Here is a 25,756-nt window from a genome sequence, read left to right as displayed (position 1 = left end):
GTCTTCTCCCTTTTGGTTTTTGATTCAGGTGTTACTGGACAAAGCCGAACAGTCGCGGAACCGTCAGGCTGATGGCGGGGATGTAGGTGATCAGGAAAATCACCAGCACTTCGACGGCAAGGAAGGGCAGCGTTGCCCGGGCGATGGTTTCCACCCGCAGGCCCGACACGGAAGAGGTGACGAACAGCACCAGCCCCATCGGGGGTGTCAGCAGGCCCACGGTCAGGTTCACGGCCATGATGATGGCAAAATGCACCGAATCCACACCCAGCGATACAAAGATCGGCCCCAGAATCGGGCCAAGGATGATGATGGCCGGGCCTGCATCCAGAAACATGCCCACGATGAACAAAAGGACGTTGATCAGGAACAGCAGGATCAGCGGATTGTCCGACAGGCCGAGGATGATGGATGCCAGCAGTTCCGGCGTATGGCTCAGGCTGGCCACTGTCTTGAACGCCATCGCGGCACCAACCAGCAACAGCACGACGGCAGAGGTCATGCCCGCCCGCGTCAGCACATCGGGAATGTCGGCCCATTTCAGGCTGCGCAGCACGAAAAAGCCGATGAAGGTGGAATAGCCTACGGCCACGGCGGCGGCTTCGGTTGGGGTAAACCCGCCACTCAGGATTCCGCCCAGGATGATGACCGGCGTCAAGAGCGGCCAGACGGCGCGCAAACTGGCATGACCCCGCTCGCCCCAGGTGGCGCGGCGGGTGCGGGCCGGCAGGTCGTAATGATCGGCCATCAGATGGATGACCAGCATCAACCCGCCCCCGATCAGGATACCCGGCACGATGCCCGCCAGAAACAGCGCGGCCACGCTTTCACCCATCACATAGGCATAGATGATCATGATCCCGGAAGGCGGGATGATTGGCCCGATGATCGAACTGGCGGCCGTGATGGCTGCCGCAAAGCGGCGGGTATAGCCCTGCTTTTCCATCGCCGGGATCAGCATGGACCCCAGGGCCGACACATCCGCCACGGCCGATCCGGACAGGCCCGCAAATAGCATCGACGACAGCACGTTCACATGCGCCAGCCCGCCGCGCAGATGGCCCATCAGCGCCTGGCTGAATTCAACCAGCCGCAGCGTGATGTTGGACCGGTTCATCACCTCGCCCGCCAGCATGAAGAACGGGATCGCCATCAGCGGAAAGCTGTCCATCCCGTTATAGACATTGCGGTACAGCAGAACGATGTCGCGTTCCTGCCCGTTCAGCCACAACAACAGCGCAGGGGCCGCGAGCAGACCGAAGAAGACCGGCAGGCCCAGCAGCAGGAACACCAGAAACAGCGGCAGGAAGAAGGATAGCATCACTCGGTCCCCCCGACGGCGGTTTCGGGGATCAGGTGAAGGCCAGCGCCCGCCCCCGCCAGTGTGGCCATGGCGCGCAGCATCAACTCGACGCAGACAAGGATCATCAGGGTCAGCCCGACCACCAGCGAAGCCATCATCCAGGACTTCGGCACCTTGAACCAGCCGCTGAAATCCAGCGCGGGGAGCCAGAGGCTGTCTGTGCTGAACCGCCCGCCCAGACCGGTGACTTCAGACCAGCCGATCTGCAGCCCTGAAATCAGGATCGTCAGCGAAAGACCCAGCAGCACCAGCGACAACAGCGCCGCCGCCCGTTCGGGCAGCAGCCGGACCAGCATTTCAATCGACACGAACCCGCCCCGACGCAGGGCGGTCGGGGCCATCAGCCCAGTCATCCACAGCATCAGGAACCGGGTGGCTTCTTCTGTCCAAGCCGGGGCGTTGTCAAAAAACCTGAGCCCTACCTGCAGCAGGATAAAGACAACCATCAGGGCTACGCAGATCGCCCCCAACCAGCGACCAAGCGCCAGAAGCGCGGCATTCACCGCGCCCAAGCCATTGGTCAGTCCCAAGAACATTCCCAAACGCCGTCCTCCCCCCGTTTCACCCCGACGAAACGCCGGGATGCCGTCAGCCAGCGGGCCTAATGGCTGGCAAAGCGACCCATCCTGCCCTGGGCAAAGACCAATGGCCTGCCGCCCGGGCACAGCGCCCGCATCACCCGACCCACGACGATCAGATGATCGCCTCCCTCGTGGGTCGTGTGCAGTTCACATTCAAACCGCGCCAATGCACCGGGGATCAGCGGAACCCCATGCGCGCCGCGCTGATGGTCAAGGCCCGAAAACCCCGGGCCTTCGCGGCCAAACCGCGCGATCAGCCCGTCTTGATCCGCTGCCAGCACATGAATGGCAAAGTGCCGGGCCGTGGCGAATACCGGAAAGCGCCGGGCCGATCGGGCGACCGACCACAAAACCAGTGGCGGGTCGATCGACAAGCTGGAAAAGCTGTTGGCGGTAAAGCCGGTCGGACCCGACGGTCCTTCGGTCGTGACAAGGGTCACGCCGGTGGCAAACTGGCCAAGCGCATCGCGAAAGGCGCGGGCGCTGTCTGCGGTCGGCACGAAGCCTTCGTCTGTCAGGGAGCCGCCATCCGCCATCAGGCGACCTCGCGCCCGAGGGCAAGGCTGTAAAGTTCAAACCAGGTGACCCGGTCCATCGGCACTTTCAGCGCATCGCTGATCCCGGCGATGCGCGTCAGGCTGTTGGTGCCCAGAACCGGCAGGATGCGGGCAGGATGGCGCAGCAGCCAGGCGACGGCCACGGCAGACCAGTCGGTGCCATGCGCGGTCCCGATCTCGGCCAGACGGATGCGCAGGCTGGCATCCGCCTCGGCCAGCAGGCGCCCACCTGCAAGCGGCGACCAGGCCATGATCGGCGTGCCCTGTTCCTGATGAAAGGCCACATCGCCGTTGGTGAACCCGTCATGGGCCGCAAGGCTCAGTTCGATCTGGTTGGTGGCCAGCCGCGTGTGCATGGCCGATTGCAGCAACCGCACATCCCAGGGCCGGAAATTCGACACGCCGACGGCGCGCACCTTGCCCGAGGCGACCAGCGCATCCAGTGCCGCGCCGGTTTCATGATGATCCATCAGCGGATCGGGACGATGGATCAGCAGCAGGTCGATCACATCAATCGCCATGTCACGCAGCGACGCCTCGACCGAGGCCGTGATATGCGCCGCAGAGCTGTCGTAATATTTGACCCGCGCGGCGGCGTGGCGCCCGACCGGGGCGACGATGTCGCATTTCGTCACAATTTCCATCTGGTCGCGCAGGGCAGGGGCCGCGCGCAGGGCTGCGCCGAGGATCGCCTCGGCGGTATAGCCGCCATAGATATCGGCCTGATCGAAGGTGGTGATGCCCTGGTTCAGGCAGGCCTCGATCTTGGCCTGCACATGGGCCGGGCTGGTATCGGCGTCATCCCCAAGCCGCCACATGCCATAGACCAGGCGCGACAGGTTGATCGGTCCAAGCGATACTCGTTCCATCAGCGGCGCACTCCGTTGCCCAAGGGCGTTGCAGGGGTATCGGTTGGCACGCGGCCATAGGCATGCGGCAACGAACAGCTCTTCAGCTGCGGCAACACCTTTGTGCCGAAGTGATCGGCTTCATCCAGATGCGGATAGCCCGAAAAGATGAAGGCCCGGATACCCATCTTCTGATAGGCCTCGATCTCCGACAGGATCTGGTCGGTCGATCCGACCAGCGCCGCGCCACAGCCAGAGCGCGCCCGCCCGATGCCTGTCCACATATGCGGTTCGATATAGCCGAACTGATCGGCCAGTTCGCGCGCCCGCGCCTGATGCGCCACGCCAAGGCTGATGCTGTCATGCGCGCGGTCGCGGATCAGCTTGCCATATTCATCATCCAGCTTGCTGGAGATGTATTCGGCATAGTCCTTCGCCTCGGCCTCGGTGTCGCGCACGATCATGTGCACACGCAATCCGTAATCCAGCGTGCGGTTATGGGCCGCGGCATGGGCGTGAACGGCGCGCATCCGTTCGGCCAGTGTTTCGCGCTTTTCCGGCCACATCAGATAGACGTCACATTGCGCCCCGCAGAGTTCGAGCGCATCGGGGGAATAGCCGCCGAAATACAGCAAGGGCCCGCCATTCTGCTGATAGGGTTTGGCCGGATCGGCGGTCAGTTTCGAAATCTTGTAAATCTCGCCGTCATATTCGATGTGATCGCGCGTCCAGGCCTGCCGCAGGATTTCCACCACTTCATGGCTGCGCTTGTAGCGATAGGCACTGTCAGCCACCTCACCCGGGAAATCCGATGAAATGACATTCAGCGTCAGCCGCCCCCTCAGCATGTGATCCAGCGTGGCCACCGTGCGCGCCAGCATCACCGGCTGCATTTCACCGCAGCGGATCGCGGCGAGGAAGTTGATCGACTGCGTGATCGGCGCGCAGCCTGCCACGAAAGACAAAGTATCCTGCCCGACCTGATAGGATGACGGGCACAGGATATTGCGAAACCCGTGGCTTTCGGCGCGCTGCACGATGCTGCTGCAATGCGCCCATGATGACCGCAGCGCCCCGTCAGGCTGACCCAGAAACTGATAATCATCCGAACAAAGGGCTGCGAACCAGCTCACCTCGGCTGCGTCCAGATCGGCGGAGGTGACGGGCACGATGGTCATCGATTCTCTCACTCTGGGATACATCTTTGCACTTGCGTAGCATCGCGAATGATGTAGATCAATACTGTATCAATTTTTCGGGGTCGGGCCAGGATGGCAACGCCGGGGTCATTGCCGCTTTACATGCAGATCAGCGAATTGCTGATCCGCGACATCGCAGCAGGGCGCTTGATCGACGGGGAAAAACTGCCGCCCGAACGGGATATGGCGGCGCAGTTGGGCATTGCCGTGGGCACGCTGCGGCAGGCGCTGAAAGACCTGACCGCCAAGGGCATGCTGGATCGGGTGCAGGGGTCGGGCAATTACATCCGCGCCAAGGCCGATCCGGCTTCGGTCTATGCCCTGTTGCGCATCGAACTGGCCACGGGCGGCGGGCTGCCGACGGCGCAGGTGCTGTCGGTGGACCTTCTGCCCAAAGACCCGCGCCTGCCAAAGTTCGGGTCATCGGACATGGGCCATCGAATCCGGCGCCTGCGCTTTTTGTCCGGGCAGGTCGCGGCGGTCGAGGAAATCTGGCTGGATGCCAGCCATGCCGCGCAGATCGCCATAGGGGATCTGTCGGAATCGCTTTATCTGTTCTACCGGCAGCGGCTGGGCCTGTGGATCGCCCGGGCCGAAGACAGCATCGGCATGGGCCCGCTGCCCGATTGGGCCCCGGAGAAATTTCCCCATCCGCCGGGCAAGGATCTGCCCCTGATCACCCGCATCAGCCAGGACCAGAATGGCCGGTCGGCCGAAGCCTCCTGGACCTGGTATGACCCCGTAACCGTGCGCTATGTGGCGCGCTTGAAATAGGCATGACAATGAAACCGGTACGTTACGGCATCATCGGATGTGGCATGATGGGGCAGGAACACCTGCGTAACATTGCATTGCTGCCCGATGCCGAGGTGGTGGCGATCTTTGAACCCGATGCAGAGATGCAGGCCCGCGCCGCGGCCTTGGCCCCGCAGGCCCGGCTGGTTGACTCGCTGGCCGAGGTGCTGGCGATCGAGACGGTGAACTGCCTGCTCATCGCCTCGCCCAATCATCGGCATCTGGAGCAGTTGGAACAGATCGCCGCCATCCGCCCGCTGCCGGTTCTGGTGGAAAAGCCGCTGTTCACCGACGAGGCCGATGTGGCCCGGCTGGCAGCACTGCGCGCGACCTATCCCGCGCCGATCTGGGTGGCGATGGAATATCGCTACATGCCTCCCGTGGCGCATCTGATCCGCGAGGCCGGGGCCGCGACCGGCGGGATCAAGATGCTGACCATCCGCGAACACCGGTTTCCCTTTCTGGAAAAGGTCGGCGACTGGAACCGGTTCAACCGCAATACCGGTGGCACGCTGGTGGAAAAATGCTGCCACTTCTTTGATCTGATGCGCCTGATCGCCGGGTGCAATCCGGTTCGGATCATGGCGTCGGGCGGGCAGGCGGTGAACCATCTGGACGAGGTCTATGATGGCCAGAAATCCGACATCTGGGACAATGCCTATGTGATTGTCGATTTCGAAAACGGGCTGCGCGCCCTGCTGGAACTGTGCATGTTTGCCGAAGGCGCGCGCTATCAGGAAGAAATCTCGGCGGTGGGGCCGGTGGGCAAGATCGAATGTCTGGTACCCGGCCCGGGCCGGTTCTGGCCCGCGCATCTGGGGCCTGCCCCCGTGCCGCAGGTGGTGGTCAGCCCGCGCAACCCGGCAGGGCCACGGGTGCTGGACGTGCCGGTCGATCCCGCATTGCTGGCGGCAGGCGATCACAATGGATCGACCTTCTACCAGCACCGTTATTTTGCCGATGTGGTGGCCGGGGGCGGTCAGCCGCAGGTCAGTCTCGATGATGGCTGGTGGGCGGTGGCAATGGGCAAGGCGGCGCAGATTTCGGCCAGCACCGGGCAGGCCGTGGCAGGTGACGCCCTGTCGGCGCTTGTGCCCCGGCACTAGCCGTCTGGTCGGCGTCACTCTCCGGCGCCGACATTTTCCTGTGCCACGGACACGGCTTTCAGGATCGCAAAGACCGGCTTGCCGGGTTCCAGCACCAATGCGTTTGCCGAACGGCGGGTGATACGGGCGAGCAGCACCTCGCCCCCCGCTTCCAGCCGCACCATCGCGCCGGGGCCATCGCCGATGCGGATATCGCGCAGGATCGCGGGCAGGATGTTAAGCGCCGAAATCCCGGCGGGACGTTCGGTCGCCAGCATCACATCCTGCGCCAGAACGCGGATGCGCAGGCGTGCCCCGGGGGCTGCGGCCACGCGGGGCAGCCAGAGCGGGCCTGCGGCACTGTCCAGCAAGGTCAGCCCGTCTGCCGAATGTTCCACCACCCGCGCTGTCAGGATCGCGCCCGCCTCGCGCAGGCCAAGACCGGGCGCAATCGCCGGATCGGACAGGATTTCGGCAGCAGGCCCGGCAGCGGTTACCCGGCCCGCAGCCATCAACACCACGGTATCGGCCAGTCGGGCAACTTCGGTCATCGCGTGGCTGACATAAAGCATGGGCAGGCCAAGGTCATCGCGCAGCCGTTCCAGATAGGGCAGAATTTCGGCCTTGCGGGGATCGTCCAGCGCGGCCAGCGGCTCATCCAGCGCCAGAAGGCGGGGGTTGGACAGGATGGCCCGGCCGATCGCCACCCGCTGCCTTTCGCCACCTGACAATGCGCCGGGGCGGCGGGCCAGCAAAGGGCCGATGCCCAGCATCTCCACGATACGGTCAAGACCGGGCCCGCTGCCCTTCGGGGCGAACCAGCGGCCATAAAGCAGGTTCTGCCGCACGGTCAGATGCGGGAACAGCCGGGCATCCTGAAACACATAGCCGATGCGGCGGCGATGTGGTGGCAGGGCATGGCCAGCCGCAGTATCCAGAACTGCCACACCGCCGACGCTGATCCGGCCCTGATCGGGGCGGATCAGGCCCGCGACCGCATGGATCACCGTGGTCTTGCCTGACCCCGAAGGGCCAAACAGTGCCGTAACGCCCGCAGGGGCGCGAAAGGCGACATCCAGCGCGAAATCGCCAAATCGGTGCTTCAGGGTGATGTCCAGCGTCATTGGCCCGAAACCCTGCGCGCAACACCCCGCGCCACCCATTCCGAGACCAGCAGCGCGGCCATGGCGATCAGGATCGCCACCCAGACCAGCCGGGATGCCGGGCCTTCGCCCCCCGGCACCTGCAGCAGCGCATAGATGGCCGAGGGCAGGGTCTCGGTCTGGCCGGGGATGTTGGAGACAAAGGTGATGGTCGCGCCGAATTCGCCCATCGCCTTGGCAAAGGCCAGGATGGTGCCCGCGATGATGCCGGGCAGGATCAAGGGCAGGGTGACGGTCAGAAAGACCATGGGCCGCGATGCGCCCAAAGTCGAGGCCGCCTGTTCCAGCCGGGGGTCCACCGCCTCGATCGCAAGGCGCATGGCGCGCACCATCAGCGGAAAGGCCATGACCGCCGCCGCCAGCGCCGCCCCTGTCCAGCGAAAGGCCAGCACGATGCCGAACCAGTGATCCAGCACTTGCCCGACCGCACCCCGCCTGCCAAAGGTGACGAGCAGCAGATAGCCGGTCACCACCGGTGGCAGGATCAGCGGCAGATGCACCAGACCATTGAGCAACTGTTTGCCCCAGAAATTCCACCGCGCCAGCGCATAGGCGACCAGCAGGCCCAAGGGCAGGCTGGCCAATGTCGCCCAGAACGAGACGCGCAGCGACAAGGCCACGGCACGCCATTCATCCGGGGTCAGCCAGTCGGTCATTCTGCCTCTGTCAGGTGGTGCAATGGCATCAGTTCAGGATCACAAAGCCCTGTTCGCTGAACCTTGCATCTGCCGCGTCACCCGACAAGGCCCTGAAAAAGGCCCTGTCGGCCTCATCGGTGGCACCGGTCAGCAGGGCGGCAGGATAGATGATCGCTGGATGGCTGTCCGGGGGGAAGGTGCCGACGACCGTGACATTATCCCCGGCTGCCGCATCGGTGGCATAGACGATGCCATAGGGGGCCTCGCCCGCCGCGACCAGGTTCAGCGCCGCGCGCACGTTTTCTGACTGGGCGACGGAAGCCTCTACCTTTGGCCAGACGCCAAGATGTTCCAGCGCCGCCTTGCCATATTGCCCGGCGGGCACCGCATCGACCATGGCCATCGACAGGATGCCATCGCCCAGCAGACCTGCCAGATCGAAACCCGGCCCGATCTGAACCGGGGCCGCCCCCGTGCCATGGGCCACCAGCACCAGCCTGTTGCCCAGAAGATCGCGGCGCTGATTCACCAGCCCGGCCTTCTCGACCTCATCCATCCAGTTCACCGCGGCCGAGATGAAGATATCTGCAGGGGCACCGGCGATGATCTGCTTGGCCAGCGCGTTCGATCCGGCATAGCTGATGGTGACGCTATGGCCCGTGGCCGCCTCAAAATCGGCCGCCACCGCATCGAGCGCGGTTTTCATCGAAGCGGCTGCAAACACCACCACTTCGTCGGCTAAGCTTGGGCTGGCAAGAGTCACGGCAGCAGCGCATGCAAGGGTCAGGCGGCGATACATGATTTCTCCCGGCAATATGTTCCTGAAAACATATCAATCAAGTCGCCACATTCCTGCAAGCGTTATTTTCCGTCAGAAATATCCATCTCGCCCGAAGGTCGTAGCAAAGCTTCCAGAGCAGAAAGTTCGGCCGCCGCTGCAGTCTGAGCGGTGCTGATGACCGCATGATACAGCGTCAGAACTCTGGTGCCGGTTTCAGTCACCATCGCCCCGCCTCCACCGGGCCCGCCCCGCGTGCTGATCACAAGCGGGTTGGCGAAAGCTCTGTTCATCTCTTCGACAAGCATCCAGGCGCGCTTGTAGCTCATGTCCATCTGTCGGCCTGCCGCCGCGATAGAGCCTGTATCGCGGATGCGGGACAGAAGTTCGGCCTTGCCCGGCCCGATCATGGCGCCATCGAACAGGATACGCAGGCGAAGGGTTGTCATCAGTCGGCCTTTCGAATGGATGGCTGCCAAGATTTGGCAGTGGACCGAATGAAAATGTCGGGTCCAGCACAAACCCGCAAGCCTGACCGGTGCCTGCGCGCCGTAATGGTCCCTGAGCCAGAAACCCCTGTTATCCGGGGCGGTTTGACCTTAGACATCTGGCCATGACACAGGACAACCTTCCCCAATCCGGTTGGCGCGGCTCGCGCGAAGTCTGGCTGGAGGCGGCCCATGCGCTGCTGGTCAGTTCCGGCGTGGACAGCCTGTCGATTCAGGCCCTGTCCAAACGGCTCAAGATTGCCCGGACCAGCTTCTATTGGCATTTCGAAGATCGTCAGGCCCTGCTGACTGCGCTGGCAGATCGCTGGGCTGCCCGCACCAGCCATGGGCTGATCGCCGCCTGCAAGGCCTTTGCCGAGTCGGAAACCGAGGCGATGCTGAATGTGATCGGCTGCTTTCTGGGCGACAAGGCGTTTGACAGCGGGCTGGAATTCGCCATCCGGTCCTGGGCGCAAAGCGATCCGCAGATCATGGAACGGCTGCATCATGAAGATGTGGTGCGGCTGGACGCCCTAACGCAGATGTTCGGGCGGTGGGGGCATGAAGGGGTCGATGCCGAAACGCGGGCGCGCACGGTCTATCTGACCCAGATCGGCTATATCTCCATGCAAGTGTCCGAATCTTTGGCGCTGCGCATGGCGCGTATCCCATCATATGTGCAGATCTATACCGGCGTTGCCCCCGCACCGCGTGAGATCGCCCGCTTTCACGCCCAGCACGATTTCGTGCCCGCAGCGCCGGATCAGGTCTGACAGGCAGCGAAATCGCCCCATCTGGACAAGGATCGGCGAAAGCGCCACCGTGCCAACATCTGCCGGCTGCAGCCTGCGCCGGCCGCTTTTGGGGAAGGCAGCATGACCGCCACCGTTCGCCACCCGCGCCTGATGCAGCCGTTGCAATTGCGCGGACATACATTGCGCAATCGCATTGTCTTTGGGGCCCATACCAACAACATGTCCGACCTGGGCCTGCCCGGCCCGCGCACCCATGGCTACCTGTTGGAACGGGCCTTGGGCGGGGCGGCGATGATCGTCTGCGAACCGGTGCCGGTGCATCGGACCGGGGTGCTGACGCGGGGCAATTTCCGCCATGAAAGCGATGCGATCATCCAGCCCTTCCAGCGCATCACCGAAGATGTGAAGGCGGCGGGCAGCGTGATTGTCCAGCAACTGTACCATGTGGGCGCGCATGGCGACAGTGACCTGAGCTTTCAGCCGCATTGGTCGCCTTCGGGTGCGGCCAGCTATCATGACAGCGATGGCTCGCACCGCATGACACAGGCGGAAATCGAAGAGCTGATTGCCGCCCATATCGCCGCCGCTGTCCGTGCCCGAAGGGCCGGCTTTCAGGGGGTTGAAGTCTGGGCCGCCTATCATTCGCTGCTGGATCAGTTCTGGACGCCCTGGTCCAACACGCGCGACGATCAATGGGGTGGCAGCCTGGAAAACCGTACCCGGTTTTCCCGCACCATCATCGAAGGCATCCGCCGCGCGTGCGGCGATGATTTCATCATCGGGCTGGCGGTGTCTGTCTCAGACGCCCATTCCGTCACGCTGTCGGTCGAGGCTTTGGGCGAGATCATTGCCCTGCATGATGCCACAGGGCATGTGGATTATGTGACGGTGGGCCATGGCGGCTATCTGGATTTCGAGCGCCTGATGCCGACCTTCCTTTTTGCCGAAAAGCTCACAGCCCCGGCGACGGAGATCTTCAAGGGCCTGGTCAAACACGCGGTCATCACCTCCGAGGCGCATATCCGCACGCCCGACAATGCCGAAAGCGTCATCGCCAGCGGACAGGCCGATCTGGTCTCCATCGTGCGGGGGCAGATTGCCGATCCGCATCTGGCGAACAAGACGGCCGCAGGCCGGGCCGATGACGTGCGCGGCTGCATCAGCTGCAACCAGATGTGCTGGGGGCGGCGGTCGCGCGACTACTGGATTTCCTGCCTGATCAATCCCAGTGCCGGGCGCGAGTTCGAATGGGGCGGCGACCGGTTCAGTCCGGCGGCGGAGCCGCAGGATGTTCTGGTGGTCGGGGCAGGCCCGGCAGGGCTGGAGGCGGCCCGCGCCGCCGCAGAACGCGGCCACCGGGTTGAAATCGCCGAGGCCATGCCACAGATCGGGGGCCAGTTCCGGCTGGCCGGGCTGCAACCGCGTCGGGCGCAGATCCTTGATCTGCTGGACTGGTACGAACGCCAGTTCACCCGGCTGGGCGTGAACCTGCGGCTGAACAGCTTTCTGGAAGAGGATGATCTGGCCGCCCATCCTGCCCGCCAGATCATTCTGGCCACCGGCTCGCTGCCCGATCCCGATGGCCGTCAGCGGTGGTTGCCAGCCGAACCGCGCCTGCCGGGGATCGACCTTGGCAATGTCTGGTCTGCCGAAGAGGTCATGCGGCGCGAGGCGCGGTTGGGTGATACGGTCATTGTCTATGATGAAGGCGGCAACTGGCGCGGGGGCGGCACGGCGATGGCGCTGGCCGAACAGGGACGCAAGGTCATTCTGGTTACCCCCGACCCCTATGTCGGGCGGGAAATCACCCGCACCTCGGCCGATGGCCCGTTGCGGGCGCGGCTGGCCCGGGCGGGTGCGGTTTTTCATACCGAACACGTGATCGCCCGCTGGCACGGCAATGGCGCCACGATCCGAAGCCTGCTGACCGGGGAGGAGACCACTCTTGCCGCATCTGCCCTGGTGATGGCGACCACGAACATGGCTTTCGATCCCTTTCCCGAGACGCTGCCCGGCAAGGTTTTGCACCGGATCGGCGATTGTGCCGCGCCACGTCTGGCCGCCTATGCCTTTCACGAAGGGCGGCGGATTGCGCTTGACCTGTAGAAGGGGGGAAAAGTGGCAGGATTTTCCCCCCTTGCACGCGCGCAAGAGGGAATCCGCTGCGCACAAGGGAGGAAAGTGCCACTGCCGGGCTGGGTGCCCGGCGGTGTAGGCCGAAACAGGTACGGCACCCCCAGAGGCGCCACCATCATCCCGCGCCCGGCCTGCGCGGCATGCACATACAAACAAAGGTCCGGGGGGCTTGGACCTCTGATCGGGCAGGTCTTGTGACAGGGCCCGTTCTTCAACGCCCGGTCTTGCACGGGGTTCAGCCTGACCGGACATTGCCGACCGAGCCGAACCCCATGCCTTCGGGGCAGACAACCGGATACTCGTGACACTTCACCCGAAGGGCAGGGCGCATCTGAGGCTTGCACCCACGGCACGCCCTGCCAGACGCGCCAACAGCGCCGCACTGGTATCAGGCGCCCAAACGCCTGTCTTCACACCCACCAAAACACACGCACCACTTACACCTGTCAGTCGCGCCATCCCAGCAGGGGGTTCAAAGAATTCTTCACAATTTTTCAGAACCATCGGCCACAGGTGGCGCCCCGCTATCCGGACATGCTATGGCAAGGTTGGGTCTGCTCTTCCTGTGGCAGACCGGTTTGTTGGAGGGTCGCGCTTTGGGTTTGCGGCAGGACATCATCGCGACGGCCCTTGCGGGGCTTGTGTTGCTGGTGCCGGGCCTGCTTGCCGCGCAGACCCGGGTAGAGCCTGATGGCCCTGACGGCCCCCTGCGGCTGCGGCTTGATGCGTTCTTGCCCACCACAAGGATCAGGGCCGAAATCGACGGTCAGACGTCGGATGTCGGGCTGGTCTGGGTCGGGCGCGATCTGGTGGTTACGTTGCCGGACGGGGTTCCGGGGGGCGAGCATGTGCTGGTGCTGTATCGCCGCGCGGCGGAAGGGGACACCGAATTGGGACGCTGGCGCTTTGCCACGGCCTCTGGCGGTGCCGATGTCAGCCTGACTGGCAGCCTTGAAGCCGGATGGGCGACAGGCCCGGCGGGCGATGAAACCCGGCTGAACGGATCGGGTCGTCTGGGATTTACCGCCGGAGGCGGGCGCTGGCAGGGCAGTCTGGGCTTTCTGCAAAGCCGCGATCCCGAGACGCGCGCCAGTTCCACAGAGGTGACAGACTGGTATCTGGAACATCATGGGCGGCTGGCCGGGCGCGATCTGATCCTGCGGTTGGGCACGCAGGAATTGCCGGCAGAGACCTTGCTGAACGATCAGGGCCAGCGCCGGGGCCTGTCTTTCCGGCTTGCGGGCGTTGAGGGGCGCGATGACGTGATGGTGTTTGCCGTGCAGCCCGACACCGGATCGGGGCAGGCCAACCTTGCCGGGCTGTCCGATCAGGATGATCTGGTGCGCGGCGTTGCGGGGCATGTCTTTCCCTTTGCTGGCAGCAGCCAACGGCTGGACATCACCGCCTTTTCGGGGCGGGCGGACCTTGGCAGCCTGCGGCTGCGCCCGGGCGATGTGCAGGGCTGGGGGCTGCGTCTGTCGGGGCCGCTGGCCATTGGCCCGTCGGATTACGAGATCGGCTATGCCGAAACCTCCACCCGCCGCGATGGTGCAGCCTTGCGGCAAGGGACGGCCCTTTCGGCCGAGATGACCTTTGGCCTATTGCCCGAAGGGGACGACACCAGCCTGAGCCTGACATTCGAAGGCGCGCGGGTGGATCGCGCGTTTCAAAGCCCGCTGAACCCCGGTCTTCTGTCGGATGTGCAGGGCGGCGGCGCGGTGCTGCGCTACACGTCGTCGGTCTGGCAATGGCAGCTGAGTGGCCACCGGTTGCGCGACAATCTCGATGACCGTCCGCGCATCCCGACCGAGGAATATCGCGATCTTGGCTTTGACCTGTTCTATCAACCCGATGATTTTACGGGCGGCTGGCAGAATGGCATGACGTTTTATGCCAGTCTGACGCAGGATGAGCAGGTCCGCCGCCACACCCCCGACGGTGCAGCTTCGGCGCAGGATTTCCGGCTGCACAGCCTGTCCTTCGGGGCGGACAAGGTGCAGCCCGATTACGGCTGGTCGCTGGCCTATACCCAGGACCGGCTGGATGATCTGACCGGGCGCCCCGATGAAACCCGGCATCGGCTGGAGGGGCTGTTCGCCTATACGCCCGATGACAGCACCACCCTGACGCTGGCGGCCGAACTGGGGCAGGTGAAGACCCCGCAGAACCGCTATCACAGCCAGCGGGTCGAAATGGCCTATGGTTTTGATCTGGTGCCTGATCTGTGGTCGATGCTGGTGGAAGCGGGTGCCCTGCGGCATGAAGACCCGGAACAGGAGGATGGTGCCTATTTCGGGCTGGAACTGGGCCGCAAGCTGACGCCTGACACCAGTCTGCTGCTGCGCGCCGATTGGGGGCGCGGGGCCGAGGCGCTGGAGCTGGCCCCCGGCAAGGGCTGGGTCTTTGCATTGACGCTGCGCCGCGATTTTGCCATCGGTGGGCCATGACCGACGCGACGCGCCTGGAAGACCTGCTGATCCGCGTGGCCGGGGGTGACCGGGCGGCGATCGCACAGCTATACCGCCTGATGGAGCAACCACTTTACCGCTTTGTCCACTCAAGATTGAACGATCCGCACCAAAGCGCCGACATAGTTCATGACGTGTTTCTGGATGTATGGCGCAATGCCCACCGGTTCGAAGGTCGATCTGCGGCCCGGACATGGATTTTCGGCATTGCCTGGCGAAAGGTGATGGATGTGTACAGGGCAGCGCGCAGGGTCGATGTGACCGACGATCTTACCGAGACGGAAGATGACAGCCCCGATGCGCTGACCTGCATCGCGGCGGCAGAAGATCAGGCACGCGTGCGGCACTGTCTGTCCACTCTGAAACCCGATCACCGCAGCGCGCTGCAATTGGCCTTCTACGAAGATCTGGGCTACCGCGAGATTGCCGAGGTGATGGCGGTGCCGGAAGGCACCGTGAAAACCCGCGTCTTTCATGCCAAGAAGCTGATGCTGCATTGTCTGTCGCAACTGGGGCGGAGGCCGGGCCAATGACCCAGGACATGACCCGTGACGAGATTGCGGCCCTGCTGCCCTTTCTTGCCAATGGAACCCTGACCGGGGCCGAGCTTCGGGCGGTGCAGGATTGGCTGGCCCGTGATCCGGCATTGGCCGATGAGGCGCGGGCGCTCGCTGCGCTGCGCGATGCGATGCAGGCTGAACCGGTCCCGCAGACTGCGGTGGAACTGGGCCTTGCCCGGCTGATGCGCGATATTGGCCGGATCGATACGCCTGCCCCGCGCAGCATGCGCTGGCAGATTGCGGCCAGCCTTGTACTTGCAGCGGGGCTGGGCGCGACAGGAGGCTATCTGGCGCAGCCGGGGGCCGAAGAGGTGGTTTACGAACAGGCCTCGGGCGAGGCGGGGCTGCCGCAGTTGACGGTGGCCTTCGTGCCGGGTGCGACCATGGCGCAGATCACCGAACTGTTGCGCGCGAATGGGGTGACGCTGGTGGATGGGCCTTCGGCCATCGGGTTGTATCGGCTGGCAGTGCCCGAAGGGGTGGATGGCTTTGCATTGGCTGAAAGCTTGCGCATGGCGGTTGATCTGGTCGAAAGCGTGGACGATCCGGAATGAATGCTGCACGCCGCATCATTCTGGCGCTGCTGCTTGCCCTGACTGCCGGGCTTGCGCAGGCCGCCGATTGCGTGCGACCGGGCGATATCATCGACGTGCCCTCGCGCGGCTTTCCGGCGGGCGAAGGGCCGCAGATCACGCTGGATCATGGCGGCGTTTCCATCAGGCTGGAACCCTTGGCGGTGACTGCCAGCCGCGTCAGGCTGCGGTTGCCTTTGGTGGGCCTGCCCTGGGGAACCGAAATCCGCATTCGCCAACATGGCCGCAATGGCAAGCCCAAGACTTTGGCCGTGCGGGTGATCTGCCAGAATGACGGCAAGCCCGGCGCCGGGGCAGATGCGCTGGCGCGCAAGCGCCGGGTGCCGCTGGAACGCGCAACGGCCAATGATGTGGCTGCACCCTCGGGGGCACCGGAATATCTGCTGGCAGGCTCTGCCGATCAGGCGGGCAAGGCCGAGGCCTTGTTGCAGGCCGAAGGGGCCACCATCCTGCGCCGCAAAAGCCTGCCGGGCCTGCGCCTGTCGATGCTGGCGGTCGATCTGAACGGGCAGATGACGCTGGGCCAGCTGCGGTCAGCCCTTGGTCGGCGGGACATCAAAGTGTCCAGCGGGCGGCACGCTGTGTACCGGGCCGCAGCCGGCCCGACGGCATGGGCGCCGCAGATGGTGGGGCAGAACCCGGTTGCGCCCTGCCGTCTGGGATCGAGCATCCGCATCGGGTTGATCGACGGACCGGTCGATCCGGGGCAACCGGCGCTGGCCGGGGTGCCGATCCGTTCGACTTCGGTGCTGCAGACCGAGGAACGGCAGGGGTCGCCCGATCACGCCACAGGGATTGCCGCATTGATTGCAGCCCCCGGCGGCGGTGATCTGCCGCCCGGCATCGCGCCCGGCGCGCAGCTTTATTCGGTGGTGGCCTTTGCGCGGGCAGGCGGGCGCGAGGTGGCGCGGCTGGAAAACATCGCCTCGGCGCTGGATTGGTTGATCCAGTCACGGGTGCGGATCATCAACATGTCGATTGCCGGGCCCGAAAATGATACGCTGGCCGAAATCATCCGCATTGCCGATGCTGCCGGGATCGTGATGCTGGCCGCGGCGGGGAATGGCGGCAAGCCGGGTGTGGCCTATCCGGCGTCTGATCCAAGGGTCATCGGAGTGACGGCGGTGGACGCTGACCGCAAACTGTATCGCAAGGCCAATACCGGCCCCGAAGTCGCCTTTGCGGCGCCCGGGGTTGATTTGCTGGTGCCAAAGGGGCAGGGCACGGCCTATCGCAGCGGCACGTCCTATGCCACGGCCATCGCGACGGCAATTGCCGCGCAAGCCATGGCGCGTGGGGCTTCGGGGCGGGATGGCGTGATTGCGGCCCTGCGCGCCGGTGCCGAGGACCTTGGCCCCGCCGGTCAGGACAGCCAGTTCGGCTGGGGTCTGATCCGGTTGCCGGGGGGCTGCTGATCTATATTGCGGATGGCGGAGCGAACGGGAACTGACGCCCGGATATTGCTCGGGTCATCCCTTCTTCAGGTCTCTCAGGTGCTGATGTCACGCAAGCCTGTGCCATGGAAATGCTGATCTCCTCGCGCTGCTGTGCGGCTGAAGCTGCCGCTGCTTTGGCTGCGCCGAGTGCTGAAAGCGATGTAAGCCGCGAAACGTTGCAACGCGATCTGCAGGGGCGTTCCGAAGCAGCCATGGAGGCCGTGCCTGGCGGGCTGGCCGGACCGAGACCTGCCAGGCGAAGGTGCTTCTTGCTATAGCGCGACGGCCACCCGGCCCTTGAGCCGACCTTCCAGCAGATCAAGCCCGATCTGTGGCAGATCGCCGAAGGATCGGGTCACGCTCAGCGCGGCAAGCAGGGCAGGGTCAAGATCGCGGGCCAGTGTTTCCCATGCCGTTTCGCGTCGGGCCATCGGCACATTGACCGAATCCACCCCGCGCAAGGTGACGCCGCGCAGGATGAAGGGGTACACGGTGCTTTGCAGCCCACCGCCGCCCGCCATGCCGCAGGCGGCAATGATCCCGTCATAACGGCATTGCGCGATGGCATCAGCCAACACCTGCCCGCCCACGACATCGACCACCCCGGCCCAGCGTTCCTTGGCCATCGGGCGCCCCCCGGCGGATATCGCGTCCCGCCCCAGCACCTCGGCCGCGCCAAGGTCGCGCAGGAACCCTTCCTGTTCGGCCCGACCCGACAGGGCGATGACGTGGAACCCTGCCCGTGCCAGAAGGCTCACAGCAACCGACCCAACCCCGCCTGACGCACCGGTGACCAGCACGGCATCACGGCCCGGCTGCAGCCCGTGCCCGGTCAGCGCCATGACGCAGAGCATGGCGGTATAGCCCGCCGTGCCGATTTGCGCCGCCTGTTCGCCAGTCAAACCGACAGGCAGCGGCTGCACGATGGATGCGGGCATGCGCACCAGTTCGGAATAGGCCCCCCACCGGGTTTCGGACAGGCCCCAGCCATTCACGATGACCTTGTCACCGGTCTTGAACCGCCCCGCAGCTTCGACAACTTCGCCCGCCAGATCGATGCCCAGCACAATGGGGAAGCTGCGGATGATCGGGGCGCGACCGGTCATGGCCAGACCGTCCTTGTAGTTCACCCCGCTATGGCTGACCCGGATGGTCACATCGCCCTCGGGCCAGTCTGCGGTGTCTATGGTTTCGAACGCTACCCCATAGGATTTCGCATCACCCCGTGCGATCAGTGCCTTGGTCTTCATGCCTGCTCTCCCCTTACGGCTGCCGCCAGATCGGGCGGCAGGTCAAATTCGGCCAGCGCCCGCATCCGCGCCGCGTCTGACATCTTGCGCGCGGTCTTGGCCACGATCTGCAGAATCTCATCGGCGCTGTGCTTGGCGGCAAAGGCGGCGAAGTAGTTCTGCAGAAAGACAAAGCAGATCACATCTTCCAGCGCCTGCACCTCGGCGTCGCGCTTGATGCCTTCCTTGCGCAGCATCACGCCAACCCGATCCTGTGCCGCCGCATCATAGCCAGCATCAGCCATGATCCCGGCCACGCGGGCCGCATGGCGGCGGCCCTGTTCGCGGCGCCAGTCCAGATAGCCGGCCTTGCCTTCGGGATAGGCGCTGCGCGGCAGCAGCCAGCGTTCGACATGCTGACCCCGCGCTGCAATCTGCAGCAGGTCTGATGCGGCGGGGTGCTGGCGGGCCAGTTCGGCAGTCATCCGCAGGCCGTAGAGCAGTGCAGCGGGCTGGCCGTCTTCCTGCGTGGGGTCTGCCGCATTGGCGGCGTCGATGGCGGCCAGTGCCGCAGCCAGATTGCCCATGTCATCCTCCGTCGTTGCGGCGATCCTGCGCCGCGAAGGGCGCGGATGCAAGGCGATGCGCATGGGCCGCCAATGCAAAACGCCGCCCCGGAGGGCGGCGTTTGCACTGTCACTCGGCGACGATCAGCTTGGGCTTGATGTCTGAGCCGGGTGGCGGACGTCGTTCGAGCTGGCTCACGCGGGCCTCCAGATCGGTCAACCCTTCGGTCAGCGCCTCGGGCGGCAGGATTTCGGTTTCGTGTTCCTTCTGGCCAACCAGACCGCGCGTCAGTCGCCCTATCAGCGACGACAGGTCATCCATGATGAGATAGAAGGCCGGAACCACGATAAGGCTGAGCACGGTGGACACGATGATCCCGCCGATCACCGCCGTGGCCATCGGTGCGCGGAAGGCCCCACCTTCGCCCACGCCAAGCGCCGAAGGCAACATGCCCGCCGACATGGCAATGGAGGTCATGACGATAGGCTGTGCCCGTTTGTGCCCGGCCTCGATCACCGCGGCGAAACGGTCCATCCCGCGGGCCTGCATCTCGATCGCGAAATCGACCAGCAGGATGGCGTTCTTGGTCACGATCCCCATCAGCATCAGAATGCCGATCATCACCGGCATCGACAGCGCCGATTGCGTAAGGATCAGCGCAGCCGCCACCCCGCCGATGGCCAGCGGCAACGAGAACAGGATGGTGAAGGGCTGGATGACCGACCGGAACAGCAGGATCAGCACCGACAGAACCAGCATCAGGCCCATCAGCATGGCATTGCCAAAGCTCTGGTTCATCTCGGCCTGAATCTCGGCATCGCCCGATTTGGTGATGCGCACGCTGGGCGGCAGGTTCAGGCTGTCGATGGCCTGCTGGAAGGCGGCGTCCGCCGTATCCAGCGCCACACCCACGGGCAGGTTGGCCCCTATGGTTGCCTTCCGTTCGCGGTTCAGGCGTTCGACCATCGAAGGCCCCTGCGAGATGATGATCTCGGCCACCGCATTCAGCGGCACGGTTCCCCCCGACAAGGTGGGCACCTTCAGAGCCGCGATGCGCGCAATGTCGTTGCGGGTGGCGTCATTCAGCCGGACCCGCACCGGGATCTGGCGGTTGTCGATGGTCAGTTTGGCCAGCGCCGCGTCATAATCGCCGATGGTCGCCACGCGCACCACATCGGCAATCGCCGCCGTGGTCACGCCCAGCCGTGCCGCCTCTTGCAGGCGGGGTTCGACATGCAGTTCCGGACGCGGCAGCGCCCCCGAGGATGCCACATTGGCCAGCAATGGATTGCCCGACAGCGCGGCTTCCAGGCGGGCAACCGTCCGGTTCAGCTCCGCCTCATCCGATGACAGCACCGAATAGGTCAGATCGCGTTCACCGCGGTCATTCAATTTGGTCACCCGGACATCAGGCACCGCATGCAGGCGTTCGAAGATTTCGGCTTCGATCACATTCTGCGGCCGTTCGCGCCCGTTGGAGGGTGTTTCAGGGACATATTCCCCGACCACAGGAATGGACCGCGCGATCTTGCCCAGCTTGTGCAGCAGCGAATGATCCAGCTTTTCAAGGATCACCGCGATGGAAGCTCGGCGCAGGTCCAGATCGCCGGTGGGCGAGGTGCCGCCCACGACCAGAATCCGTTCCACACCTTCCACATCCTTGATCAGATCATACATCTGGTCGGTCGTGCGCTCGGTTTCCTGCAGGGTTGCGCCGGGCGGCAGTTCCACCGAAACCGAAATGCGGCTGACATCTTCGGGCGGAAGGAAGCTGCCCGGAACTTGCAGCATGAAATAGACCGAGACGACCAGCGCGCCAATGGCACCGGCAAGTGTCAGGTAACGCGCCGGGATGAACCACAGATGCCCCGCCGTCGTGCGCCGCACCACCGCCATGTAACGCGACATTGTCCAGCCATCCTTGGCATGGTCTTCATGGCCGTTGGCATCGGACGTGCGCATCAGATAGGCGGCCATCAGCGGTGTGATGAGACGCGCCACCAGCAGCGAAAACGCCACGGCAATCGCCACCGTCAACCCGAACTGCCGGAAATACTGGCCGGGAATCCCGGGCATGAAGCTGACTGGCACAAAGACGGCGATGATGGTGAAGGTGGTCGCAATCACCGCCAGCCCGATTTCATCCGCCGCGTCGATCGAAGCGCGATAGGGCGATTTGCCCATGCGGATATGCCGGGCGATGTTCTCGATCTCCACAATCGCGTCATCGACCAGAATCCCTGTCGCCAGCGTGATCGCAAGGAAGGACACAAGGTTCAGCGAGAAGCCCAGCAGATCCATGATGTAGAAGGTCGGCACCGCCGACAGCGGCAGGGCCACGGCGGTGATCAGCGTCGCACGCCAGTTGCGCAGGAAGGCCAGCACCACCAGCACGGCCAGCAGCGCCCCTTCCAGCAGTGTATGGATGGCACTTTCATAGTTGCCATAGGTGTAGAACACCGTGTCATCGACCAGGTCGATGCCCACGTTGGGATGATCGGCGCGCAACGTATCCAGTGCCGCGTTCACCGTTTCGGCCACCGAGACTTCGGATGCGCCCTTGGCGCGGAACACGGCAAAGGTCACGACCGGTACGCCATCAAAGCGCACGAAGCTGCGCAGTTCTTCGTAGGTGTCGGTGACCGTGCCCAGATCGCTGAGCCGGACATGGCGACCACCGCCGACCGAAATCATGGTGTTGGACAGGGATTCCACAGTCTGGGCATTGCCCAATGTGCGGATGGACTGTTCGTTGATACCCAGTTCCGCCCGGCCCGACCCGATATTGGCATTGGTCGCGCGCAATTGCGCCGAAACCGCCTGTGCGGTGACGCCCCATGATCCCAGCTTGACCGGATCAAGTTCGATGCGCACTTCCCGGTCGGCACCGCCGTAGCGGTCCACCCGGCCCACGCCGGGGCGCCCCTGCAGCGAACGGGTGATCGTGTCATCCACGAACCAGCTCAGTTCCTCCATCGTCATGTCTGGGGCCGACACGGCGAAAGTCATGATCGCCTGACCTTCGACATCGATCCGGGTCACGATGGGGGCTTCGATCCCGCCGGGCAGATCGCCACGGATCTGGTCGATGGCGTCTTTCACATCCTGCACGGCCTTGTCGGTCGGGATTTCCATGCGGAATTCGACAAGGGTCTGGCTAACGCCATCCGAAATCTTGGTGGTGACATTCTTCACCCCGGCGATGCCCGCCACGGCGTCTTCGACCTCTTTGGCGACCTGGGTTTCCAGTTCGGCCGGGGCCGCGCCTGACTGGGCGACGGAAACGGCAACCAGCGGCACGTCGATATTGGGGAAGCGGGTGATCGGCAGGGCGTTGAAGCTCTGCCATCCAAGCACCATCAGCAGGAAAAAGGCCAGAAGCGGCGCAACCGGATTGCGGATTGACCAGGCTGAAAAGTTCATGGGCTGCCCCTGTTCACTGTGTTGCCATGACGGGGTTCACCAGATCCCCGTCACGCACGAAGGCACCCGCCTTGGTGACGATCAGATCGCCCGCCGACAGCCCTTCGACCACTTCAACCATGGCACCGTCACGGATGCCGGTGACAACCGGCACTTCACTGACCTTGCCATTCACGACCCGGCGCACGATGGCCCCTTCGGCATTGCCACCGACCGCCGAAACCGGCACGGCCAGCGCCTCGCGTTCTGCCACAAGAATTTCGGCATCGGCATACATGCCTGACCGCACGATCCGGGCATTTTCGATCTCGATCCGGGCAATTCCCAGTCGGGTAGAGGTGTTCACCCCGGGTTCGACAAGCCGCACGCTGCCGGTCATCGGTTCGCTGCGTCCGACTGTGCGGATCAGGGCGGCCATGCCGGGCTGCAGGCGCACCAGATCGGCCTCGGCGATTTCGGCCTTCACCTCAAGCGCGCCATCCTTCATCAGGGTAAACATCGGCTGGCCTGCGGCACTGGCCACTGCACCCACCTGGGCGTTGCGCGCCAGAACCTCGCCCGCCACCGGCGCGACGACACGGGTGCGCGTCAGGTTCAGTTCGATATTGGCAAGCTGTGCCTCGGCGCTTTCGACCTGCGCCATGGCCGATTCCAGCGTTTGCTGTGCTGCCTCGGCCCGCGCGGCAGCGGCTGTCGCTGCTGCCTCTGCCTGATCCAGCGCGGCCTGGCTGGCATTGCCGGATTTCTTCAGCGCCCGGCTGCGTTCGGCTACACGCGCCGCCTCATCCGCCGAAGCGCGGGCTTCCAGCACGCCCGCCTCGGCCTGCGCGACCGCAGCCCGCGCTGCGGCCAGAGCGGCCTTCAACTGGCTGCGCTGCAATTCGAGCGTCGAAGGTGACAGGGTTGCCAGAACCTGCCCTGCCTCGACATAATCACCGACTTCGGCCTCCAGCGTTTCAATGGGCTGGCCTTCGACCAGCGGCTGCACCAACACCTCTTCCACCGCGCCGACCAGACCGCCCGCGATGATGCGATCCGCCAGCCGCATTTTGGTGACCTGCGATACCGAAATGGCCGGCAGTGCCGTTGCTGCGGCTGGCGCATCGGGGGCCGCTGCGGTTTCTGCAAGGCCCGTCAACGGCGTTGCGGCACCAAGCGCCAGGATCATCGTAAATGTCGTTGCACGCATAGCCATCAGCCCTTTGCCTTCACCGCAGAGACTTCATCCAGGATCATGTCGATCATACGCAGCACCAAATCGGTCAGTTCACTATTCACCACCCCGCCAAGCGCCTGCGCCTGCATGCCTGAGGATTTGACCAGCATCACCGCTGCTGCGGCATGGGCACCGAAGCGCCGTTCCGCTTCGGGTTCGGGCAGGCCGCTGATCAGCGCGAAGGCCCGGCTGAGATAGCCGCAGATTTCACGTTCCATCCGCTGCATCACGGCACCGATTTCTGGTTTGCGCAGGGCCGCTGCCGAGATTTCCGCCCAAAGCGGGGCATCGTCGCAGCAGGTCACCTCCAGCCGGATGCGTTCATGCAGCCCGGCCCTGAGTGCCGCCGCCGGATCGGGGGCTGCCGCCACATCGGCAAATTTCTGTTCAACCTCGGCCAGATCGCGGGTGACGATTGCCTCGACCATCGCGGCCTTTGACGGGAAATAGCGGTAGAAATTGCCCACGCTCATTCCGGCCGCGCGGGCCAGTTCCTGCATCGACGCGCCGTCGAACCCCTTTTCGGCAAAGGTGCGGCGGATACTGTCAAGGATTTCCACCTCACGGGCACGCGGGGGGATATCTGTCTGGCGGGCAAGGCTCTGGGTCACGGATGTGTTCCGTCGCTGCGAGTGAATGTTCATTCACAGAGGAGATGAGGCAAGTTGCCCCTTAGGTCAAGATACATATGCGTGAAAGTTGTGCCAGTGACACATCTTACAGGTCGCCAGGCCTAAACCAAGGGTCTAGCCGCGCAGGGCAGCCCGGCCCCAGGCCTCTTTTGACCATGCAAGCCCCAGCATGAGGGCAATTCCGCCCGCGATCACGGCGGTATCCAGCAGGAAGGATGGCGGGTTCACCATCTTGATGCCATTGGCTACGTAGCACAGCACCGCACCCAGCCCGAACACCGGCAGGGCCTGACGCCCCATCAGCGCAAAGGGGGCGGCGGCGCGGCTGGCGCAAAGCCCGCGCAGGCCTGGCCAGCAGCTGAGCGCATAGGCAAGTGCCAGAACATGCAGCAGACGCGGGCCGGTCAGATAGGTCTTGTCAAAGCCCACCGCGAACCAGGGCAATGACAGGTATTCGCGAAGATACCACATGCCGCGCCCGAAATAATCCTGTATGGTCTTGTCGCCCAAGGGCGGGTTCAGCGCCACGACAGCGGAGACCGCCATGAAAACCAACGCGGCGATCAGCAGCCCGCGTCGAACCGGCACCAGCCGTTCGCCGCGTTTCATATGCAGGCCGGTCAGCAGCCCAATGATGAACAGGAACTGCCAGCACAGCGGATTGAAGAACCAGCCGCCTTCGTTGGGGAAGCTGGGCATGTTGATCCAGAATTGCGCGGCCAGCCCATAGACCAGCAGCGACACCGCCAGCAAGGCGCGGGGATGACGTTGTGCCAGCCAGATCAGCAGCGGCCCGGCAAACAGCAGCGCGGCATAAAGCGGCAGGATATTGGCATAACCAAGCTGGTGGGCCAGCAGCGGAATGCCCACCATGGTCTGCAGCGGATACTTGTGAGTGGCGGTCAGGGCGTTGCGCTGCATCGTCTCGAACGCGCCGAACCAGAGCGCGAAGGCCGCAGAAATGCCGATGGCGATGACCGTGGTTACGATATGCACCTGATACAGCGTCCAGACCCGACGCCACATCTTGCCCACGCCCGACCAATAGGGGCCGGGGCCAGCAAAGAACTTGCCATAGGCCAGCCCCGCCGCAATGCCTGACATCAGCACGAAGCCTTCTGCCGCATCGGAAAATCCGAAATTGCGGCTGGTGAAATGTTCATAGATCGTGCCGGGTGTATGGTTGATGTAGATCATCACCAGACAAATGCCGCGCAGGACATCAAGCCGCAGGTCGCGCTGCATC

Annotated in this window: 23 protein-coding genes; 8 read left to right on the top strand and 15 right to left on the bottom strand. The window is 64.2% G+C overall.

Translation table 11 applies throughout. From position 1 onward, the window contains the following. Positions 1-31: 31 nt before the first annotated feature. The 5 genes from V6590_RS10370 to V6590_RS10350 all read right to left on the bottom strand — a co-directional run bounded on the left by V6590_RS10370 (position 32) and on the right by V6590_RS10350 (position 4,527). Positions 32-1,321, bottom strand: a complete 1,290-nt coding sequence (locus V6590_RS10370) for a TRAP transporter large permease (protein WP_335422619.1) — start codon at positions 1,319-1,321, stop codon at positions 32-34. After that, positions 1,321-1,899: a TRAP transporter small permease gene (locus V6590_RS10365; RefSeq protein ID WP_335422617.1), complete on the bottom strand. Its 579-nt coding sequence runs from the start codon at positions 1,897-1,899 to the stop codon at positions 1,321-1,323. The genes V6590_RS10370 and V6590_RS10365 overlap by 1 nt, the downstream gene beginning before the upstream one ends. A gap of 65 nt (positions 1,900-1,964) precedes the next feature. Then, positions 1,965-2,462 carry a flavin reductase family protein gene (locus V6590_RS10360; protein WP_335422936.1) on the bottom strand — a complete coding sequence of 166 codons (498 nt, stop codon included), beginning with the start codon at positions 2,460-2,462 and terminating at the stop codon, positions 1,965-1,967. Between the two features lie 17 nt (positions 2,463-2,479). Then, complete coding sequence (locus tag V6590_RS10355; RefSeq protein WP_335422615.1) at positions 2,480-3,370, bottom strand: aldo/keto reductase; 891 nt, start codon at positions 3,368-3,370, stop codon at positions 2,480-2,482. Continuing rightward, a complete protein-coding gene (locus V6590_RS10350) occupies positions 3,370-4,527 on the bottom strand; it encodes an LLM class flavin-dependent oxidoreductase (protein ID WP_335422613.1) in 1,158 nt (385 codons plus the stop codon). The genes V6590_RS10355 and V6590_RS10350 overlap by 1 nt, the downstream gene beginning before the upstream one ends. Before the next feature lie 93 nt (positions 4,528-4,620). Between V6590_RS10350 and V6590_RS10345 the strand changes: the two genes are divergently transcribed. Both V6590_RS10345 and V6590_RS10340 read left to right on the top strand, forming a co-directional pair. After that, positions 4,621-5,322 (top strand): GntR family transcriptional regulator, encoded by a 702-nt coding sequence (locus V6590_RS10345; protein WP_335422611.1) that lies wholly within the window; start codon positions 4,621-4,623, stop codon positions 5,320-5,322. An 8-nt stretch (positions 5,323-5,330) separates the two neighbouring features. After that, on the top strand, positions 5,331-6,449 hold the full coding sequence (locus V6590_RS10340) for a Gfo/Idh/MocA family protein (protein WP_434063248.1): 1,119 nt from the start codon (positions 5,331-5,333) through the stop codon (positions 6,447-6,449). Positions 6,450-6,463: 14 nt separating this feature from the next. Here the strand turns inward: V6590_RS10340 and modC are convergent, their stop codons facing one another. The 4 genes from modC to V6590_RS10320 form a co-directional block, all read right to left on the bottom strand. Further along, positions 6,464-7,552 carry a molybdenum ABC transporter ATP-binding protein gene (gene modC / locus V6590_RS10335; protein WP_335422606.1) on the bottom strand — a complete coding sequence of 363 codons (1,089 nt, stop codon included), beginning with the start codon at positions 7,550-7,552 and terminating at the stop codon, positions 6,464-6,466. Further along, entirely contained in the window at positions 7,549-8,247 is a 699-nt protein-coding gene (gene modB / locus V6590_RS10330) for a molybdate ABC transporter permease subunit (RefSeq protein ID WP_335422605.1), read from the bottom strand. The genes modC and modB overlap by 4 nt, the downstream gene beginning before the upstream one ends. Before the next feature lie 28 nt (positions 8,248-8,275). Further along, positions 8,276-9,028, bottom strand: coding sequence for a molybdate ABC transporter substrate-binding protein (gene modA / locus V6590_RS10325; RefSeq protein WP_335422603.1), 753 nt, complete (start codon positions 9,026-9,028; stop codon positions 8,276-8,278). A 62-nt stretch (positions 9,029-9,090) separates the two neighbouring features. Then, positions 9,091-9,456, bottom strand: coding sequence for a winged helix-turn-helix domain-containing protein (locus V6590_RS10320; RefSeq protein WP_335422601.1), 366 nt, complete (start codon positions 9,454-9,456; stop codon positions 9,091-9,093). Positions 9,457-9,620: 164 nt separating this feature from the next. Between V6590_RS10320 and V6590_RS10315 the strand changes: the two genes are divergently transcribed. The 6 genes from V6590_RS10315 to V6590_RS10290 all read left to right on the top strand — a co-directional run bounded on the left by V6590_RS10315 (position 9,621) and on the right by V6590_RS10290 (position 17,422). Continuing rightward, entirely contained in the window at positions 9,621-10,268 is a 648-nt protein-coding gene (locus V6590_RS10315) for a TetR/AcrR family transcriptional regulator (RefSeq protein WP_335422599.1), read from the top strand. A gap of 102 nt (positions 10,269-10,370) precedes the next feature. Further along, positions 10,371-12,356: an oxidoreductase gene (locus tag V6590_RS10310; protein WP_335422597.1), complete on the top strand. Its 1,986-nt coding sequence runs from the start codon at positions 10,371-10,373 to the stop codon at positions 12,354-12,356. Positions 12,357-12,925: 569 nt separating this feature from the next. Further along, the gene (locus V6590_RS10305) at positions 12,926-14,833 is read left to right on the top strand and encodes a hypothetical protein (protein ID WP_335422595.1); all 1,908 of its coding nucleotides are present in this window, start codon (positions 12,926-12,928) and stop codon (positions 14,831-14,833) included. After that, a complete protein-coding gene (locus V6590_RS10300; protein ID WP_335422594.1) occupies positions 14,830-15,387 on the top strand; it encodes an RNA polymerase sigma factor in 558 nt (185 codons plus the stop codon). Before V6590_RS10305 ends, V6590_RS10300 begins: the two co-directional genes overlap by 4 nt. Beyond that, complete coding sequence (locus V6590_RS10295) at positions 15,384-15,968, top strand: anti-sigma factor family protein (RefSeq protein WP_335422592.1); 585 nt, start codon at positions 15,384-15,386, stop codon at positions 15,966-15,968. The genes V6590_RS10300 and V6590_RS10295 overlap by 4 nt, the downstream gene beginning before the upstream one ends. Next, positions 15,965-17,422 carry a S8 family serine peptidase gene (locus tag V6590_RS10290; RefSeq protein ID WP_335422590.1) on the top strand — a complete coding sequence of 486 codons (1,458 nt, stop codon included), beginning with the start codon at positions 15,965-15,967 and terminating at the stop codon, positions 17,420-17,422. Before V6590_RS10295 ends, V6590_RS10290 begins: the two co-directional genes overlap by 4 nt. Before the next feature lie 293 nt (positions 17,423-17,715). Here V6590_RS10290 and V6590_RS10285 read toward each other — a convergent pair whose 3' ends face one another. From V6590_RS10285 to V6590_RS10260, 6 genes are all read right to left on the bottom strand, one after another. Beyond that, positions 17,716-18,693: an acrylyl-CoA reductase family protein gene (locus V6590_RS10285; RefSeq protein WP_335422588.1), complete on the bottom strand. Its 978-nt coding sequence runs from the start codon at positions 18,691-18,693 to the stop codon at positions 17,716-17,718. After that, entirely contained in the window at positions 18,690-19,259 is a 570-nt protein-coding gene (locus tag V6590_RS10280; RefSeq protein WP_335422586.1) for a DUF4202 domain-containing protein, read from the bottom strand. The genes V6590_RS10285 and V6590_RS10280 overlap by 4 nt, the downstream gene beginning before the upstream one ends. 109 nt (positions 19,260-19,368) lie before the next feature. Further along, the gene (locus V6590_RS10275; RefSeq protein WP_335422585.1) at positions 19,369-22,662 is read right to left on the bottom strand and encodes an efflux RND transporter permease subunit; all 3,294 of its coding nucleotides are present in this window, start codon (positions 22,660-22,662) and stop codon (positions 19,369-19,371) included. A 13-nt stretch (positions 22,663-22,675) separates the two neighbouring features. After that, positions 22,676-23,857, bottom strand: a complete 1,182-nt coding sequence (locus V6590_RS10270; protein ID WP_335422583.1) for an efflux RND transporter periplasmic adaptor subunit — start codon at positions 23,855-23,857, stop codon at positions 22,676-22,678. Then, a complete protein-coding gene (locus V6590_RS10265) occupies positions 23,857-24,489 on the bottom strand; it encodes a TetR/AcrR family transcriptional regulator (RefSeq protein WP_335422581.1) in 633 nt (210 codons plus the stop codon). The genes V6590_RS10270 and V6590_RS10265 overlap by 1 nt, the downstream gene beginning before the upstream one ends. 135 nt (positions 24,490-24,624) lie before the next feature. Next, positions 24,625-25,755 carry an OpgC family protein gene (locus V6590_RS10260; protein WP_335422579.1) on the bottom strand — a complete coding sequence of 377 codons (1,131 nt, stop codon included), beginning with the start codon at positions 25,753-25,755 and terminating at the stop codon, positions 24,625-24,627. Between the last annotated feature and the right edge of the window lies 1 nt (position 25,756).

The organism is Gemmobacter denitrificans (genome assembly GCF_036964905.1).
In the GTDB taxonomy this organism is placed as follows: domain Bacteria; phylum Pseudomonadota; class Alphaproteobacteria; order Rhodobacterales; family Rhodobacteraceae; genus Gemmobacter; species Gemmobacter denitrificans.
Note: the sequence above shows the minus strand (reverse complement) of the source record. Positions and strands in the feature narration are given on the sequence as shown.

Bases quoted from the DNA above. Each gene is read 5' to 3' on its own strand.
- V6590_RS10305 (WP_335422595.1), top strand. From the start codon at position 12,926: ATGGCAAGGTTGGGTCTGCTCTTCCTGTGGCAGACCGGTTTGTTGGAG.
- V6590_RS10280 (WP_335422586.1), bottom strand. From the start codon at position 19,259: ATGGGCAATCTGGCTGCGGCACTGGCCGCCATCGACGCCGCCAATGCG.
- V6590_RS10365 (WP_335422617.1), bottom strand. From the start codon at position 1,899: ATGTTCTTGGGACTGACCAATGGCTTGGGCGCGGTGAATGCCGCGCTT.
- V6590_RS10345 (WP_335422611.1), top strand. From the start codon at position 4,621: ATGGCAACGCCGGGGTCATTGCCGCTTTACATGCAGATCAGCGAATTG.
- V6590_RS10370 (WP_335422619.1), bottom strand. From the start codon at position 1,321: ATGCTATCCTTCTTCCTGCCGCTGTTTCTGGTGTTCCTGCTGCTGGGC.
- V6590_RS10270 (WP_335422583.1), bottom strand. From the start codon at position 23,857: ATGGCTATGCGTGCAACGACATTTACGATGATCCTGGCGCTTGGTGCC.
- V6590_RS10295 (WP_335422592.1), top strand. From the start codon at position 15,384: ATGACCCAGGACATGACCCGTGACGAGATTGCGGCCCTGCTGCCCTTT.
- modA (WP_335422603.1), bottom strand. From the start codon at position 9,028: ATGTATCGCCGCCTGACCCTTGCATGCGCTGCTGCCGTGACTCTTGCC.
- V6590_RS10350 (WP_335422613.1), bottom strand. From the start codon at position 4,527: ATGACCATCGTGCCCGTCACCTCCGCCGATCTGGACGCAGCCGAGGTG.
- V6590_RS10340 (WP_434063248.1), top strand. From the start codon at position 5,331: ATGAAACCGGTACGTTACGGCATCATCGGATGTGGCATGATGGGGCAG.
- modB (WP_335422605.1), bottom strand. From the start codon at position 8,247: ATGACCGACTGGCTGACCCCGGATGAATGGCGTGCCGTGGCCTTGTCG.
- V6590_RS10290 (WP_335422590.1), top strand. From the start codon at position 15,965: ATGAATGCTGCACGCCGCATCATTCTGGCGCTGCTGCTTGCCCTGACT.
- V6590_RS10315 (WP_335422599.1), top strand. From the start codon at position 9,621: ATGACACAGGACAACCTTCCCCAATCCGGTTGGCGCGGCTCGCGCGAA.
- V6590_RS10310 (WP_335422597.1), top strand. From the start codon at position 10,371: ATGACCGCCACCGTTCGCCACCCGCGCCTGATGCAGCCGTTGCAATTG.
- V6590_RS10260 (WP_335422579.1), bottom strand. From the start codon at position 25,755: ATGCAGCGCGACCTGCGGCTTGATGTCCTGCGCGGCATTTGTCTGGTG.
- V6590_RS10355 (WP_335422615.1), bottom strand. From the start codon at position 3,370: ATGGAACGAGTATCGCTTGGACCGATCAACCTGTCGCGCCTGGTCTAT.
- modC (WP_335422606.1), bottom strand. From the start codon at position 7,552: ATGACGCTGGACATCACCCTGAAGCACCGATTTGGCGATTTCGCGCTG.
- V6590_RS10320 (WP_335422601.1), bottom strand. From the start codon at position 9,456: ATGACAACCCTTCGCCTGCGTATCCTGTTCGATGGCGCCATGATCGGG.
- V6590_RS10300 (WP_335422594.1), top strand. From the start codon at position 14,830: ATGACCGACGCGACGCGCCTGGAAGACCTGCTGATCCGCGTGGCCGGG.
- V6590_RS10285 (WP_335422588.1), bottom strand. From the start codon at position 18,693: ATGAAGACCAAGGCACTGATCGCACGGGGTGATGCGAAATCCTATGGG.
- V6590_RS10275 (WP_335422585.1), bottom strand. From the start codon at position 22,662: ATGAACTTTTCAGCCTGGTCAATCCGCAATCCGGTTGCGCCGCTTCTG.